Genomic DNA, 14,556 nt, shown 5'->3' with positions numbered 1-14,556 from the left:
GGCGGCTCGTATCCTTGCAGGGTGAACAGCGACCCCACCCCCACGACCGACAGCTTCCTGCTCGGCGCCTCCGACATCCGTGAGCTGGCTGCCACGCTCGGGGTGAAGCCCACCAAGCAGCGCGGGCAGAACTTCGTGATCGACGGCAACACCGTGCGCCGGATCGTCCGCGCGGGCGGGGTGACGGCCGAGGACGTGGTGGTCGAGGTCGGGCCCGGGCTCGGGTCGCTGACGCTGGCCCTGCTGGAGGTCGCGCGGCACGTCACGGCGGTGGAGATCGACCCGCTGCTGGCGAAGCACCTGCCCACCACGGTGGCCGCCCGGCTGCCCGAGCGGGTCGCGGACTTCGACCTGGTGCTCAGCGACGCGATGGAGGTCACCGAGCTGCCGGGCCCGCCGCCCACCGCGCTGGTCGCCAACCTGCCGTACAACGTGGCGGTGCCGGTGCTGCTGCACATGCTGGCCACCTTCCCGACCATCGAACGCACCCTGGTGATGGTGCAGAGCGAGGTCGCCGACCGACTGGCCGCCAAGCCGGGCAACAAGGTGTACGGGGTGCCCTCGGTCAAGGCCAACTGGTACGCCGAGGTGAAGCGGGCCGGGGCGATCGGCCGGAACGTGTTCTGGCCCGCGCCGAACGTCGACTCCGGTCTGGTCTCGCTGATCCGCCGTCAGCCGCCGCAGACCACCGCCTCCCGCAAGGAGGTGTTCGCCGTGGTGGACGCCGCCTTCGCGCAGCGCCGCAAGACCCTGCGCGCCGCTCTGGCCGGCTGGGCCGGCTCCCCGGCCGGGGCCGAGCAGGCTCTCGCCGCCGCCGGGATCGACCACAGGCTGCGCGGCGAGATGCTGACGGTCGAGCAGTTCGCCGCGATCGCCGAGCACAAGCCGAAGCCCGAGGACGTCGCCTGATGATCACGGTACGGGTGCCCGCCAAGGTCAACGTGCAGCTCGGCGTCGGCGGCCTGCGGGCCGACGGCTTCCACGACCTGGCCAACGTGTTCTTCGCGGTCGCCCTCGGCGACGAGGTGACGGCCCGTCACGGCGAGGGCGTCACGCTGACCTGCACCGGGCCGGACGCCGCGTCCGTCCCGCTGGACGACAGCAATCTGGCCGCCCGCGCGGCCCGGCTGCTCGCCGCCCACCACGGCATCGAGGCGAACGTCGCGCTGCACATCGCCAAGGCCATCCCGGTCGCGGGCGGCATGGCGGGCGGCAGCGCCGACGGGGCGGCCGCGCTGGTGGCCTGCGATGCGCTGTGGGGGCTGGACACCCCGGCCGAGGTGCTGCACGCGCTGGCCGCCGAGCTGGGCTCGGACGTGCCGTTCGCGCTGCTCGGCGGGGTCGCACTGGGGCGCGGGCGGGGCGAGATCCTGTCGCCGCTGCCGGTCGCGGGCACCTTCCACTGGGTCTTCGCGGTGGCCGACGGCGGGCTCTCCACCCCGGCCGTGTTCCGCGAGTGCGACCGGCTGCGGGTCGAGGCGGGCACCGGCTGCACCGAGGCCGAGGTGGCCACGCCGGACGCCGATCCGGCGCTGCTGGCCGGGCTGGCCGCCGGTGACCCGGTCGCGGTGGCCGGGGCGCTGAGCAACGACCTGCAGTCCGCCGCCGTCTCGCTCCGCCCCGCGCTGGCCGACACCCTGGCGGTCGGCACCGAGGCGGGTGCGCTGGCCGCGCTGGTCTCGGGTTCGGGGCCGACCACCGCCTTCCTGGTCAAGGACGCCGAGTCGGCCGAGGCGGTGGCCAGGGCGCTGCGGGAGTCCGGCACCTGCCGGGCGGCGCACGCCACGTACGGCCCCGTGCCGGGAGCAGCCGTCCGGACCGGTTGACCTGGAGTGCGCTCCAGAATCCAGACTCCTGACCACCGCCCGCAGCTGACGGGCCGTGAGAAGGGGACATCTGGCATGCAGTACCGCACGATCGGCACCGACCCGAGGACCCGACGCGAGGTCAGCGTGCTCAGCCTGGGCGCGATGCTGATGGGCACGCTGACCGACGAGGCCACCTCGTTCGCCGTGCTGGACCGCTACGCCGAGGCGGGCGGCACCTTCATCGACACCTCCAACAACTACGCCTACTGGATCGACGGCAGCCGGGGCGGTGCCAGCGAGGAACTGCTCGGCCGCTGGCGCCGCAGCCGGGGCATCACCGACCAGTTGGTGATCGCCACCAAGCTCGGCGCCCGTCCGAAGGCGGCCGGCACCGGGTACGTGGAGAACCGCGAGGGCCTGTCCGCGCAGGCGATCCGGGCCGAGGCCGAGGGCAGCAGGCGGCGGCTCGGGGTGGAGAAGCTGGACCTGCTGTACGCGCACGTCGAGGACCCGACCGTGCCGCTGGCTGAGACCGTCGAGGGCTTCGGCGCCCTGGTGAACGAGGGCACGGTGGGCCTGCTGGGCGTCAGCAACCACTGGTCCTGGCGGGTCGAGCGGGCCCGCAACCTGGCCGGGCTGCCGGGGTACGAGGTGCTCCAGTACAGCCACAGCTACTTCCGCCGCCGGGCCGACCTGCCGGGCGGGCTCACCGCCGACGGCGACCAGGGCGTGGTCAACGGCGACCTGCTCAGCTATGTACGGGAGGACCCGGCGCTCACCCTGGTCGCGTACTCTCCGCTGCTCGGCGGCGGCTACACCCGCCCGGACAAGCCGCTCGGCGCGGCCTTCGACCACGCGGGCACCCGAGCCCGCAAAGCCGTACTCGACCAGGTCGCCGCCGAGACCGGGGCCACCGTCAACCAGGTGGTGCTGGCCTGGCTGATCGGCGGCGAGATCCCGGTGATCCCGCTGGTCGGCGCCTCCTCGGTGGCCCAGCTGGACGAGAGCCTGGCCGCCCTGGACCTGGAGCTGTCGGCCGAGCAGCGCGGCCGGCTGGACAGCGCCGGCTGAGCACCCCATTAGGCTGGAGGTTCCGGGACGTCTCCCGGTCTCCCTAGTTCCAGGAGCGCAGCTGCAGTGGCCGTCAACCTCGCCACCATCGAGTCCGTCAGCAAGGTCTACGGCACCCGGGCCCTGCTCGACGGGGTCACCCTCGGCGTCAGCGAGGGGGACCGGATCGGTGTGGTCGGGCGGAACGGTGACGGCAAGACCACGCTGATCCGGATGCTGGCCAAGCTGGAGGAGCCGGACAGCGGCCGGATCACCCACTCCGGCGGCCTCCAGCTCGCCGTCCTCACCCAGCACGACTCGCTGGACCCCAAGGCGACCATCCGCCAGGAGGTCATCGCCGGCCGGGCCGACCACGAGTGGCTCGGCGACTCCCGGATCCGCGACATCATCCAGGGCCTGTTCGGCGGCCTCGACCTGCCCGGTTTCCCCGAGGGCCTGGACACCGTGATCGGCCCGCTCTCCGGTGGTGAGCGCCGCCGGATCGCGCTGGCCCAGCTGCTGCTCGGCGAGCACGACCTGATCGTGCTCGACGAGCCCACCAACCACCTCGACGTCGAGGGCATCGCCTGGCTGGCCGGGCACCTACAGAACCGCCGCTCGGGACTGGTCTGCGTGACCCACGACCGGTGGTTCCTGGACCAGGTCTGCACCCGGATGTGGGACGTCCAGCGCGGCGAGGTCCGCGAGTACGAGGGCGGTTACTCCGACTACGTCTTCGCCCGCGCCGAGCGGACCAGGGCCGAGGCCACCGAGGAGCAGAAGCGGCAGAACCTGGCCCGCAAGGAGCTGGCCTGGCTCCGTCGGGGCGCCCCGGCCCGGACCTCCAAGCCGCGCTACCGGATCGAGGCGGCCAACGCCCTGATCGCCGACGTGCCGGAGCCCCGGGACAAGAGCGAGCTGATGAAGTTCGCCAACGCCCGGCTCGGCCGGACGGTCTTCGAGCTGGAGAACGTCACCATCAAGGCCGGTCCCAAGCTGCTGCTGGAGAACCTGACCTGGAACCTCGGCCCCGGTGAGCGGATCGGCCTGCTCGGCGTCAACGGCGCGGGCAAGACCTCGCTGCTGCGCGCCATGCAGGCCGCCCACGCCACCCAGGGCGACGTGCAGCCCGCGTCCGGCGTGATCAAGGTCGGCAAGACCGTCCGGCTGGCCTACCTCTCCCAGGAGATCGCCGAGCTGGACCCGGCCACCCGGGTGCTCCAGGCGGTCGAGCAGGTCCGCGGCCGGGTCGACCTCGGTAAGGGCCGCGAGATGAGCGCCGGTCAGCTCTGCGAGCAGTTCGGCTTCGGCAAGGACAAGCAGTGGACCCCGGTCGGCGACCTCTCCGGCGGTGAGCGGCGCCGGCTCCAGCTGCTCCGGCTGCTGATGGACGAGCCCAACGTGCTCTTCCTCGACGAGCCCACCAACGACCTCGACATCGAGACCCTCAACCAGCTGGAGGACCTCCTCGACGGCTGGCCTGGCTCGATGGTGGTGATCAGCCACGACCGGTTCTTCATCGAGCGGACCACAGACACCGTGCACGCGCTGCTCGGTGACCAGCGCCTGCGGATGCTCCCGAACGGCGTCGACGAGTACCTGGAGCGCCGGGCCCGGATGGCCGAGCAGGCCGTCCCCGCAGCCCTCGCGACCCCTGCCGCCAAGCCCGCCGGGGACAGCCGGGCGGTCAAGAAGGAGATGCAGAAGCTGGAGCGCCAGATCGCCAAGCTGGACACCCAGGAAGCCAAGCTCCACACCCAACTCGCCGAGCACGCCGCCGACTTCGCCAAGATCTCGGAGCTGGACGGCCAGCTCCGCAAGGTCCGCGAGGAGAAGGAGGAGCTGGAGCTCGCCTGGATGGAACTCGCCGAGCAGGAGTAACCGGCCCGGAACCGGTCAGCGGAAGCTTCGTACCGTCAGGGCGAGCGAACACGCGGCGACCACCGCGCCGGGTATCGGCCAGCCGATCGAGCCGCCCTCATGACGGAGCGTCAATCCCAGGTCCAGCAGGAAGAATCCGAGTGCCAGGCCGAGCACCGGAAGGACTCTGGCGAGAACGCCACGATTGCTGAACAGCTCCGGCATGTCCGCGTCCTTTCCCGCCCAGGAGCGCACACCATACCGCCAGGAACCGGGACATGCACCCCCCCGGCGGATGCCCGGGCCCGCACTCCCGGTTCACCCGGACGGTCACCGGCCCGGGCCCCGCCCCGGCCGGTGACCGTCCGGGCGGGGTCAGGGGCGGCTCGGTGGACGGATTTCACGTACCGGGCGATCACCGTGTAATGTCTTCCTCGTTCGACCGGTTCGCCCCTATAGCTCAGTCGGTAGAGCGTCTCCATGGTAAGGAGAAGGTCTGCGGTTCGATTCCGCATGGGGGCTCCAGTCACAGAAGGCTCCCGCCACTACGGCGGGGGCCTTCGGTGTTTTCCCAGGACGCCGGCCGGCCCGTCCGGCGCTCTGGCGGGCCGTGGCCGAATGCGCTGTGATGGTGCGTCACGGCGGCCCGCCGGGTACGGACGGGGTGCGGGGGTGGCCGGACGGGGAGTGGAGGGCGCCATGGGCGTTCGGCTCGTGGTGGTCGACGACCACCGACTGCTCGCGGAGGCGCTCGCCGCCGCGCTCGTCCTGCGCGGGCACCGGGTGCTGGGCATCGGCTCACCGGCCCGGGCAGTGGCCGAGTCGGTGGCCGGCCGGCGGCCCGAGGTCTGCCTGCTGGGGGTGGCGGCCGGGCCCGGGGCACCGGACGCCTTCGACTCACTGCGGCGGCTGCGCCGGGAGCGGCCGGAGATCGCCGTGGTGGTGCTCGGTCCGGTCGGCGAGCCGGTGCGGGTCGCGGCGGCGTTCGCGGCCGGAGCGGCGGGCTACGTGCGCAGCGACGAGCGGATCGAGGTGGTCGAGCGCGCGATCGCGCGGGTCAGAGCCGGTGAGGCGGCGGTCGCGGTCGAGGTGCTGCAGGGGGCGTTCGAGCGCGTGCTCCGCCCGGTGGCCGAACCGGACGACGACGCGCTGCGGCTGCTCAGGGCGCTGACCCGCCGGGAGGTCCAGGTGCTGATCCGGATCACCGAGGGCCAGGACACCACCGCGATCGCCGCCGGCATGGGCATCGCCTCCAGCACCGCCCGCACCCACGTCCAGCGCGTCCTGATGAAGCTCGGCGCCCGCACCCGCCTCGAAGCCACCGCCCTCGCCGCCCGCACCGGCCTGCTGGAACGCATCACCCGTACCTGACCTCCCGCGCCGTCGGGCGCCCGCAGAAGCCCTCTGTTGACTCGTGTGCTGTTCTGTTTGATTATGTGACGGCAGAGCACATCGGAAGGCGGAGCCGTGCAGAAGACCACGACCAAGCTGGCGGACGGCCGCGAGCTCATCTACTTCGACGCGGAGGAGTCCGCCGACCGGGCCTACACCGACCTGCGTCCGTTGGAGGCCACCACCGCCCTGTCGGAGGTCCGCCGCGACCCGGTCACCGGCGACCACGTCACGGTCGCGGCGCACCGCCAGGGCCGGATCTACCACCCCCCGGCCGACGAGTGCCCGCTCTGCCCGTCCCGGGACGACCGCCTCAGCGAGATCCCGGCGCCGGACTACGAGGTGGTGGTCTTCGAGAACCGGTTCCCCTCGCTGGCCCTCGGCGCCGCCGCCGAGGTGGAGGCCGACCTCACCCCGCTGCGCGAGCTGAAGCCCGGCGTGGGCCGCTGCGAGGTGGTCTGCTTCACCGCCGACCACGAGGCCTCGTTCGCCGACCTGAGCGAGTCCAGGGCCCGCCTGGTGCTGGACGCCTGGACGGACCGGACGGCCGAACTCTCCGCGCTGCCGGGCGTCGAGCAGGTCTACTGCTTCGAGAACCGGGGCGCCGAGATCGGCGTGACGCTGGCCCACTCACACGGCCAGATCTACGCCTTCCCGTTCGTCACCCCGCGCACCGTCCGGATGCTCGCCCGGGCCGAGGAGCACCGCGCCGCCACCGGCCGGAACCTCTTCGAGGACGTGCTCGCGGCCGAACTCGCCGATCCCGTACGAGTGGTGCTCCGGGGCGAGCACTGGACGGCGTTCGTCCCGTTCGCCGCCCGCTGGCCGTACGAGGTGCACCTGTACCCGAACCGGCGGGTGGCCGACCTGACCGAGCTGACCGAGCCGGAGCGGGCCGAGTTCCCGGGGATCTACCTCGAACTGCTGCGCCGCTTCGACCGGTTGTTCGACGGCAGTGCACCGACCCCGTACATCGCGGCCTGGCACCAGGCGCCCGCCCGGCACCGCACCGAGGCGGCACTGCATCTGGAGCTGTTCACGATCCGTCGTACGGTAGGCAAGCTCAAGTTCCTGGCCGGCGTCGAATCCGGCATGGACGCATTCATCAACGATGTGTCGCCCGAGTCGGCGGCGCACCGCCTGCGGGAGGTCGCAACATGAGTAAGTACCTGGTCACCGGTGGCGCCGGCTACGTCGGCAGCGTGGTCACCGCGCACCTGCTGGAGGCGGGCCACCAGGTCACCGTGCTCGACGACCTCTCCACCGGTTTCCGCGACGGCGTCCCGGCCGGGGCCGAGTTCGTCCGGGGCCGGATCCAGGACGCGGCCGAGGTGCTCGACTCCTCCTTCGACGGCGTGCTGCACTTCGCCGCCTGCTCGCAGGTCGGCGAGTCGGTCGCCGACCCGGAGAAGTACTGGCGCAACAACGTGGCCGGCTCACTGGAGCTGATCAGCGCGATGCGCAAGGCCGGCGTGAGCAAGCTGGTCTTCTCCTCCACCGCCGCCGTCTACGGCGAGCCGGAGGAGGTGCCGATCGCCGAGACCGCCCGCACCTCGCCGACCAACACCTACGGCGCCACCAAGCTCGCGGTGGACCACCTGATCACCAGCGAGGCGGTCGCGCACGGGCTGGCCGCGGTCTCCCTGCGCTACTTCAACGTGGCCGGGGCGTACGGCGCCTACGGCGAGCGGCACGACCCCGAGTCGCACCTGATCCCCCTGGTCTTCCAGGCCGCCCTGGGCGAGCGCCCGCACATCGCGGTCTACGGCGAGGACTACCCGACCCCGGACGGCACCTGCATCCGCGACTACATCCACGTCGCCGACCTCGCCGACGCCCACCTGCTGGCCCTGGACGCCGCCACGGCGGGCGAGCACCTGATCTGCAACCTCGGCAACGGCAGCGGCTTCTCGGTCCGCGAGGTGATCGAGTCGGTGAAGCGCGTGACGGGCCGTGAGATCCCGGTGGTGGTCGCCGACCGCCGCCCCGGCGACCCGGCCGTCCTGGTCGCCTCCGCCGCCCGCGCCCACCAGGCGCTGGGCTGGACCCCCCGTCGTGCCGACCTGGACGAGATCGTCAAGGACGCCTGGCAGTTCACCCTGGAGAAGAAGCACGCATGACCGATTTCCAGTCCGTCCACGGCGCCGCCCCGGCCGGGGTCTGGGCAGCGCCCGGCCGCGTCAACCTGATCGGCGAGCACACCGACTACAACGACGGGTTCGTGCTCCCGATCGCCCTGCCTCACAGCACCAGGGCAGCCGTCCGACTGCGCACCGACGGCCTGCTCAGGCTGTGGAGCGAGCAGGGTGACGGCCGTGTGACCGAACTGGACGTCGCCGGGCTGGCCCCCGGCGCCGTGGACGGCTGGGCCAAGTACCCCGCCGCGGTGGTCTGGGCCCTCCGCGAGGCCGGGCACCAGGTGGGCGGCGCGGATTTCTGGTTCGACAGCGACGTGCCGACCGGGGCGGGCCTCTCCTCCTCCGCCTCGCTGGAGTGCGTGGTCGCCACCGCCTACCGCGACCTGTACGAACTGGACCTGGGCGCGGCCGACCTGGCGCTGATCGCGCAGCGGGCCGAGAACGCCTTCGTCGGCGTCCCGTGCGGCGTGATGGACCAGATGGCCTCGATGTGCTGCGCCGAGGGCGGCGCGCTCTTCCTGGACACCCGGGACCTGGCGCAGCGTCAGGTCCCGCTCGACCTGGCGGGCCGGGGGCTACGGCTGTTGGTGATCGACACCCGGGTCAAGCACGACCTGGCCGACGGCGCCTACGCCGCCCTGCGGGCCGGCTGCGAGCGCGCCGCCGCGCTGCTCGGGCTGCCCGCCCTGCGCGACCTCGACCTGGCGGGCCTGCCCGCCGCACTGGACCGGCTGCCCGCCGAACTCCAGCCGCTGGTACGGCACGTGGTGACCGAGGACGCCAGGGTCGAGCAGGCGATCGCCCTGCTGGACGCCGGTGACCTGACCGGTCTCGGCCCGGTGCTGACCGCCGGGCACGCCTCGCTCCGGGACGACTACGGGGTCTCCTGCCCGGAGACCGACCTCGCGGTCGCCGCGGCGGTCGAGGCCGGTGCGCTCGGCGCCCGGATGACCGGCGGCGGCTTCGGTGGTTCGGTGATCGCCCTGGTCGACGCCGACCGGCTGGACGGCATCGCGGCCGCCGTGACCGGTGCCTTCAAGGCCGCCGGGTACGCCGGCCCGCGCACCTTCACGGCCACCCCGGCCGCCGGAGCCCGCCGACTGGGCTGAGCCTCCCGCACTCCCGCCCCGGACCGACCCCGCGTCGGTCCGGGGCGGTGTCATGTCCGGACAACTGCGGGGCGGATGACGAAACTTCACCAAATCCCCACCGATCCGCTGCGCGCTTCCGTACGCTGAGTCCCGCAGGGAACCGGGGGGCAGATGTGGGCGAGCCCGTCGCAGTGGGCCCGGCAGCCGGTGGGGGTCGGCACCTGAGCAGGGGGGAACGACGATGGGACGGGTTCGCGTCCTGGTGGTCGACGACCACCGCATCTTTGCCGAGGCGCTGGCGGCGACCCTGGCCGCCGAGGCGGACGTCGAGGTCGGTGTGGCCGGGAGCCCGGCCGGCGCCGAACGCGCCCTGGAGCGGGCCGCCGCCGAGGGGCGGCCCTTCGACGTGATCCTGATCGACGCCGACCTGGGCCCCGCGAACACCACCGCTCTCCGGCGGCCCCGCCAACCGGCTGAACCGGAGGGGCAGTTGGGTCGCCCACCGGCTCCCACCCGGCCACCAGGGCCGCAGCTCGCCGTACCGCAGCCCGCCGGGCCGCCCAGACCGGCGCCCGACGGACTGCCCCTGCTGGCCAGGGCCTGCCGCAGCCACCCCGAACTGCGCGCCGTGGTGCTGGCCCGCGAGGACGACCCGCGCCGGGCCGTCCGGGCCCTCCAGGCCGGCGCCTGCGGCTGGGTGGCCAAGGACAGCTCGCTGCCGCGTCTGATGGCCGTCATCCGCGGCGTCCTGCGCGACGAGACCCACCTGCCACCCGCCCTGCTCACCGGCGTGGTACGGGAGTTGACCGCCGCGCGGCGCGACCGGACGGAGAGCGAGCGGCTGGTGGAGAGCCTCACCCCCCGGGAGGAGGAGGTGCTCCGCTGCATGGTCGCCGGGCTCGGCCGGCAGGCGGTGGCCGAGCGCCTCTACCTCTCCCCGCACACCGTCCGCACCCATATGCAGAACGTGCTCGGCAAGTTGGGGGTGCACTCCACCCTCGCCGCCGTCGCGGTGGCCCGGCGGGCGGGCGTCAGCCCGTCCGAACCGGCCGCCCCACCCACCCCGCGCACCAACCCAACCGTCGCCACGGGCCCCGGCGCCGGCTGACCAGCCCCCCCAAGCCCAGGTACCGACATCGTCAGGTCAGGGAATTCGGAGGACACATGTCGCCGTACAGCAATGCCGCACGCCTGAACACGTCCAACCATCCACTCCAGGAGGGCGGTTCAGGTCTGCGTACGATCGTGGTCGGCGCCGGTTCGGCCGGCACCGCACTGGTCCGCGACCTCGGCCGGACGCCCGACTTCGGGCTGCTTCCGGTCGGACTGCTGGACGACGACCCGCTGAAGGCCGGTCAGTCGGTCGGCGGTGCACCGGTGCTCGGCACGCTCGCCGAGCTGACCGAACTCGCCGTGCGGCACCGGGCCCAGGTGGTGGTGCTGGCCATCCCGGGGCTGGCCCACCAGCGGGTCCGTCGGCTGGCCACCGCCGCTGCGGCGGCCGGCGCCTCGGTCCGCTACCTGCCGTCCTTCCTGGCCGCCCTCCGCCGCGAGGTGGTCGGCTCCGACCTGCGCAGCCTGGACGTCAACCGGCTGATCGGCCGGCACGAGGTGCACGTGGTCTCCTCGGACGTCCGGGCCGTGATCGAGGGCCGCCGGGTCCTGGTCACCGGCGCAGGCGGCTCGATCGGCAGCGAGCTCTGCCGCCAGCTGCACGCCTTCGGCCCGGCCGAGCTGTACATGCTCGACCACGACGAGTCCAACCTGCACCGGCTCCAACTGGACATCTGGGGCGAGGCGTTGCTCACCGACGACGCCCTGGTGATCGCGGACATCCGGGACCGGCCGAGGATCCAGCAGATCTTCCGCGACCTCAAGCCCGAGGTGGTCTTCCACGCCGCCGCCCACAAGCACCTACCGCTGCTGGAGCGTCATCCGTCGGAGGCGGTCAAGTCCAACGTGCTGGGCACCGACAACCTGGTCGAGGCCGCCCTCGCGACCGGCGTCGAGCGGTTCGTGCTGATCTCCACCGACAAGGCGGCCGACCCCACCTCGGTGCTCGGCGCCAGCAAGCGGCTGGCTGAGCTGATCGTGCAGGCGAACGCCCGGGACGCGCGCAACCTCGGGACGGGGGTGTTCTCGGCGGTCCGCTTCGGCAACGTGCTGGGCTCGCGCGGCTCGCTGCTGTCGGTCCTGGCCGAACAGCTGCGCAGCGGCAGTCCCGTGACGGTCACCCACCCCGACGTCACCCGGTTCTTCATGACCATCGAGGAGGCCGTCGGGCTGGTGCTCGAAGCCGGCCGGATGGCGCACGGCGGGGAGGTGTTCGTGCTGGACATGGGGGAGCCGGTGCGGATCGTCGACCTGGTGCACAACTTCGCCCGGCAGGTGCAGCTGGAGGCGGACGAGGTAGAGATCCGGTACACCGGCCTGCGGGCGGGGGAGAAGCTCAACGAGGCCCTGTTCTCCGAGGGTGAGGTACGCGTCCCCACCGCGCACGCCCGGATCTACGCCACCGTCGCCGACTCCTCGGCCGGCCCCGAGGACCTGGCCGGCGGCCTGACCGGTCTCTACCAGGCCGCGGCGGGCAACTCCGACGCGGAGGTCCGCCGCCGCCTCGCCGAACTCCTCCCGGGCTACCGCACCCCTGAGGCCCAACCCGTGCCGGCCCTCAGCTCCCCGTACCCGGACGGCTTCTAGGGCACGCGTTCAGCCACCAGGGGCCCGGGGCTCTGCTCACGTGCGGCTCCGCCGCGTGGGCGGAGCCAACCCCAGGAGCGTTCAACGTCCGTGCAGGGTCGGGTACTTCGCCTTTCGACCCGAGCGCCGGACAGCCTCGCCCCGGCGGCGGAGCCGCCCGTCAGCAGAGCCCGAGCCCCTGGACGGTGCAGCTCAGCCGGCGTCGAAGGGTGCGACCAGCTGCCGCAGCAGGCCCGCTAGCTCCGTCTGCTGGGCGCCGGTCAGCTCGGAGAGCAGGGCGCGTTCGTGGCTGAGCAGCCCGGCGAGGGCCTCGTCGGCCCGGTCGCGGCCGTCCTCGGTCAGCCGTACCAGCACGCCCCGTCGGTCGTCGGGGTCGGGCAGCCGCTTGACCAGGCCCTTGCCGGTGAGCCGGTCGATCCGGTTGGTCATGGTGCCGGAGGTGACCAGGGTCTGGGTGAGGAGCTGGCCGGGGGAGAGCTGGTACGGGGAGCCGGCCCGCCGGAGGGCGGTCAGCACGTCGAACTCCCAGGGCTCCAGCCCGTGCTCCGCGAAGGCGGTGCGGCGGGCGCGGTCCAGGTGCCGGGCGAGCCGGCTGACCCGGCTGAGTACCTCGAGCGGCCGCACGTCGAGGTCGGGGCGCTCACGGCGCCATGCAGCGACCAGCCGGTCGACCTCGTCCTCCATGTGGATCAGTGTAGCCACGGGTGTGTCGATATGAAGCCTCTTGACGTCAAGACTTCCGCGGTGAACACCGTGGGCACACCAGCCACCCGTCAGAGCTGGCGGTCGCCGACCAGCTTGGGGTGCCGCTCCATGCCCTCCAGCCCGTGCCAGGCCAGGTTCACCAGGTGGGCGGCCACTTCGGCCTTGCCCGGCCGGCGGACCTCCAGCCACCACTGGCCGGTGAGCGCGACCATGCCGACCAGCATCTGCGAGTACATCGGTGCCAGCCGGGCGTCGAAGCCGCGGGACTTGAACTCCAGGCCGAGGATGTCCTCGACCTGGGTGGCGATGTCACTGATCAGCGAGGCGAAGCTGCCGGTGGCCTGGGCCACCGGCGAGTCCCGGACCAGGATCTTGAAGCCGTCGGTGGAGGTGTCGATGTAGTCCATCAGCGCGAAGGCGGCCTGCTCCAGCAGCTCGCGGGAGTGGCCGCCGGTGAGTGCGCCGGTAACCATGTCGAGGAGGAGCTGCATCTCCCGGTCGACCACGACCGCGTACAGCCCCTCCTTGCCCCCGAAGTGCTCGTATACCACCGGCTTGGAGACGCCCGCCCGCTCGGCGATCTCCTCCACGGAGGTGCCGTCGTAGCCGCGTTCTGCGAAGACCGTCCGGCCGATGTCCAGCAGCTGCTCGCGGCGCTGCTTGCCGGTCATCCTGACCCGGACGGCCTTGGCGGTGCGGGCGGGAGCGGCCGACCGGGTACGGGCGGACTCCGCTCGTGTGGTCCGACCGTCCGTGGTGTCTCCGTTGCTCCCGTTCACCCTTACATCATGCTGCAGGCGTCGGGTCATGCGGTGCGGCGGGCGGCGATCCGCTCCGCGTCGGGCCACCGCACATCCGTCGCCCAGCCGGCCTGTTCGAACCAGCGGATCAGCCGTGCCGAGGAGTCGATCTGGCCGCGCAGGACACCGTGCCTGGCCGAGGTGGGGTCGGCGTGGTGCAGGTTGTGCCAGGACTCGCCGCAGGACAGCACCGCCAACCACCAGACGTTGCCGGACCTGTCCCGGGACTTGAACGGCCGCGAGCCGATCGCGTGGCAGATCGAGTTGATCGACCAGGTGACGTGGTGCAGCAGCGCCACCCGGACCAGCGAGCCCCAGAAGAAGGCGGTCAGCGCGCCCTGCCAGGACATCGAGACCAGACCGCCGACCAGCGGCGGGATCAGCATCGAGACCAGGGTCCAGACCCAGAACAGCCGGGAGATGGTTCGCAGCGCCGGGTCCTTCACCAGGTCGGGCGCGTACTTGACCTGGGAGGTCTGCTCCTCGTCGAACAGCCAGCCCATGTGGGCCCACCAGAGGCCCTTCATCAGCGCGGGCACCGACTCGCCGTAGCGCCACGGCGAGTGCGGGTCGCCCTCCTTGTCGCTGAACCGGTGGTGCTTGCGGTGGTCGGCCACCCAGCGCACCAGCGGTCCCTCGATCGCCAGGCTGCCGGCGATCGCCATCGCGATCACCAGCGGGCGCTTGGCCTTGAACGAACCGTGCGTGAAGTAGCGGTGGAAGCCGACCGTGATGCCGTGACAGGCGACGAAGTACATCACCGTGGCGATCGCCAGGTCGGTCCAGCCGAGGCCCCAACCCCAGGCCACCGGCACGGTGGCCAGCAGAGCGAGGAACGGCACCCCGATGAAGAGGCCGAGCGTGATCCGCTCGGCGAGTCCCTGCTTCTCGCCACCTCGGGTGGCGGAGAGCTGGGTGGCGGCTAGGGCTTCGGCCTCAGGGGGCGCTTCGCTGGCCTGGATCGTCATGGGGGTCCTTGAGGGAAGGGGCTACCTACGTAGCCGTAACTTAC

14 protein-coding genes and 1 tRNA gene are annotated in these 14,556 nt (G+C 72.5%); 11 read left to right on the top strand and 4 right to left on the bottom strand.

Annotation, left to right across the window (positions count from 1 at the left end; all coding sequences use genetic code 11):
* Positions 1-21 precede the first annotated feature (21 nt).
* From rsmA to ACKUU6_RS13545, 4 genes are all read left to right on the top strand, one after another.
* Positions 22-909 carry a 16S rRNA (adenine(1518)-N(6)/adenine(1519)-N(6))-dimethyltransferase RsmA gene (gene rsmA / locus ACKUU6_RS13560; RefSeq protein ID WP_407988768.1) on the top strand — a complete coding sequence of 296 codons (888 nt, stop codon included), beginning with the start codon at positions 22-24 and terminating at the stop codon, positions 907-909.
* Entirely contained in the window at positions 909-1,826 is a 918-nt protein-coding gene (locus tag ACKUU6_RS13555; protein ID WP_407988767.1) for a 4-(cytidine 5'-diphospho)-2-C-methyl-D-erythritol kinase, read from the top strand. Before rsmA ends, ACKUU6_RS13555 begins: the two co-directional genes overlap by 1 nt.
* A 75-nt stretch (positions 1,827-1,901) precedes the next feature.
* Entirely contained in the window at positions 1,902-2,879 is a 978-nt protein-coding gene (locus tag ACKUU6_RS13550) for an aldo/keto reductase (RefSeq protein WP_407988766.1), read from the top strand.
* A 66-nt stretch (positions 2,880-2,945) separates the two neighbouring features.
* Positions 2,946-4,739, top strand: a complete 1,794-nt coding sequence (locus ACKUU6_RS13545) for an ABC-F family ATP-binding cassette domain-containing protein (RefSeq protein WP_407988765.1) — start codon at positions 2,946-2,948, stop codon at positions 4,737-4,739.
* Between the two features lie 15 nt (positions 4,740-4,754).
* Here the strand turns inward: ACKUU6_RS13545 and ACKUU6_RS13540 are convergent, their stop codons facing one another.
* Positions 4,755-4,943, bottom strand: a complete 189-nt coding sequence (locus tag ACKUU6_RS13540; protein ID WP_407988764.1) for a hypothetical protein — start codon at positions 4,941-4,943, stop codon at positions 4,755-4,757.
* 224 nt (positions 4,944-5,167) lie between these two features.
* On the opposite strand from ACKUU6_RS13540, the gene ACKUU6_RS13535 reads away from it, so the two are divergent.
* The 7 genes from ACKUU6_RS13535 to ACKUU6_RS13505 all read left to right on the top strand — a co-directional run bounded on the left by ACKUU6_RS13535 (position 5,168) and on the right by ACKUU6_RS13505 (position 12,039).
* Positions 5,168-5,243 (top strand) — tRNA-Thr (locus tag ACKUU6_RS13535).
* Positions 5,244-5,417: 174 nt separating this feature from the next.
* Positions 5,418-6,089: a helix-turn-helix transcriptional regulator gene (locus tag ACKUU6_RS13530; protein WP_407988763.1), complete on the top strand. Its 672-nt coding sequence runs from the start codon at positions 5,418-5,420 to the stop codon at positions 6,087-6,089.
* 96 nt (positions 6,090-6,185) lie between these two features.
* Positions 6,186-7,271, top strand: coding sequence for a galactose-1-phosphate uridylyltransferase (galT, locus tag ACKUU6_RS13525; protein WP_407988762.1), 1,086 nt, complete (start codon positions 6,186-6,188; stop codon positions 7,269-7,271).
* Entirely contained in the window at positions 7,268-8,230 is a 963-nt protein-coding gene (gene galE / locus ACKUU6_RS13520; protein WP_407988761.1) for a UDP-glucose 4-epimerase GalE, read from the top strand. The genes galT and galE overlap by 4 nt, the downstream gene beginning before the upstream one ends.
* The gene (galK, locus tag ACKUU6_RS13515; protein WP_407988760.1) at positions 8,227-9,357 is read left to right on the top strand and encodes a galactokinase; all 1,131 of its coding nucleotides are present in this window, start codon (positions 8,227-8,229) and stop codon (positions 9,355-9,357) included. Before galE ends, galK begins: the two co-directional genes overlap by 4 nt.
* Before the next feature lie 223 nt (positions 9,358-9,580).
* Positions 9,581-10,447: a LuxR C-terminal-related transcriptional regulator gene (locus ACKUU6_RS13510; RefSeq protein WP_407988759.1), complete on the top strand. Its 867-nt coding sequence runs from the start codon at positions 9,581-9,583 to the stop codon at positions 10,445-10,447.
* Between the two features lie 56 nt (positions 10,448-10,503).
* Complete coding sequence (locus ACKUU6_RS13505; RefSeq protein WP_407988758.1) at positions 10,504-12,039, top strand: polysaccharide biosynthesis protein; 1,536 nt, start codon at positions 10,504-10,506, stop codon at positions 12,037-12,039.
* A gap of 192 nt (positions 12,040-12,231) precedes the next feature.
* Here ACKUU6_RS13505 and ACKUU6_RS13500 read toward each other — a convergent pair whose 3' ends face one another.
* The 3 genes from ACKUU6_RS13500 to ACKUU6_RS13490 form a co-directional block, all read right to left on the bottom strand.
* Positions 12,232-12,723 (bottom strand): MarR family winged helix-turn-helix transcriptional regulator, encoded by a 492-nt coding sequence (locus ACKUU6_RS13500; protein ID WP_407992119.1) that lies wholly within the window; start codon positions 12,721-12,723, stop codon positions 12,232-12,234.
* Positions 12,724-12,812: 89 nt separating this feature from the next.
* The gene (locus tag ACKUU6_RS13495) at positions 12,813-13,523 is read right to left on the bottom strand and encodes a TetR family transcriptional regulator (protein WP_407988757.1); all 711 of its coding nucleotides are present in this window, start codon (positions 13,521-13,523) and stop codon (positions 12,813-12,815) included.
* Positions 13,524-13,549: 26 nt separating this feature from the next.
* The gene (locus ACKUU6_RS13490; RefSeq protein ID WP_407988756.1) at positions 13,550-14,512 is read right to left on the bottom strand and encodes an acyl-CoA desaturase; all 963 of its coding nucleotides are present in this window, start codon (positions 14,510-14,512) and stop codon (positions 13,550-13,552) included.
* Between the last annotated feature and the right edge of the window lie 44 nt (positions 14,513-14,556).

This window comes from Kitasatospora sp. CMC57, from assembly GCF_045866025.2.
GTDB lineage: Bacteria > Actinomycetota > Actinomycetes > Streptomycetales > Streptomycetaceae > Kitasatospora.
Note: the sequence above shows the minus strand (reverse complement) of the source record. Positions and strands in the feature narration are given on the sequence as shown.

Excerpts from the sequence above, each read along its gene's own strand:
- ACKUU6_RS13555 (WP_407988767.1), top strand. The coding sequence starts at position 909 with ATGATCACGGTACGGGTGCCCGCCAAGGTCAACGTGCAGCTCGGCGTC.
- ACKUU6_RS13550 (WP_407988766.1), top strand. The coding sequence starts at position 1,902 with ATGCAGTACCGCACGATCGGCACCGACCCGAGGACCCGACGCGAGGTC.
- ACKUU6_RS13540 (WP_407988764.1), bottom strand. The coding sequence starts at position 4,943 with ATGCCGGAGCTGTTCAGCAATCGTGGCGTTCTCGCCAGAGTCCTTCCG.
- ACKUU6_RS13530 (WP_407988763.1), top strand. The coding sequence starts at position 5,418 with ATGGGCGTTCGGCTCGTGGTGGTCGACGACCACCGACTGCTCGCGGAG.
- galE (WP_407988761.1), top strand. The coding sequence starts at position 7,268 with ATGAGTAAGTACCTGGTCACCGGTGGCGCCGGCTACGTCGGCAGCGTG.
- galK (WP_407988760.1), top strand. The coding sequence starts at position 8,227 with ATGACCGATTTCCAGTCCGTCCACGGCGCCGCCCCGGCCGGGGTCTGG.
- ACKUU6_RS13510 (WP_407988759.1), top strand. The coding sequence starts at position 9,581 with ATGGGACGGGTTCGCGTCCTGGTGGTCGACGACCACCGCATCTTTGCC.
- ACKUU6_RS13505 (WP_407988758.1), top strand. The coding sequence starts at position 10,504 with ATGTCGCCGTACAGCAATGCCGCACGCCTGAACACGTCCAACCATCCA.
- ACKUU6_RS13500 (WP_407992119.1), bottom strand. The coding sequence starts at position 12,723 with ATGGAGGACGAGGTCGACCGGCTGGTCGCTGCATGGCGCCGTGAGCGC.
- ACKUU6_RS13490 (WP_407988756.1), bottom strand. The coding sequence starts at position 14,512 with ATGACGATCCAGGCCAGCGAAGCGCCCCCTGAGGCCGAAGCCCTAGCC.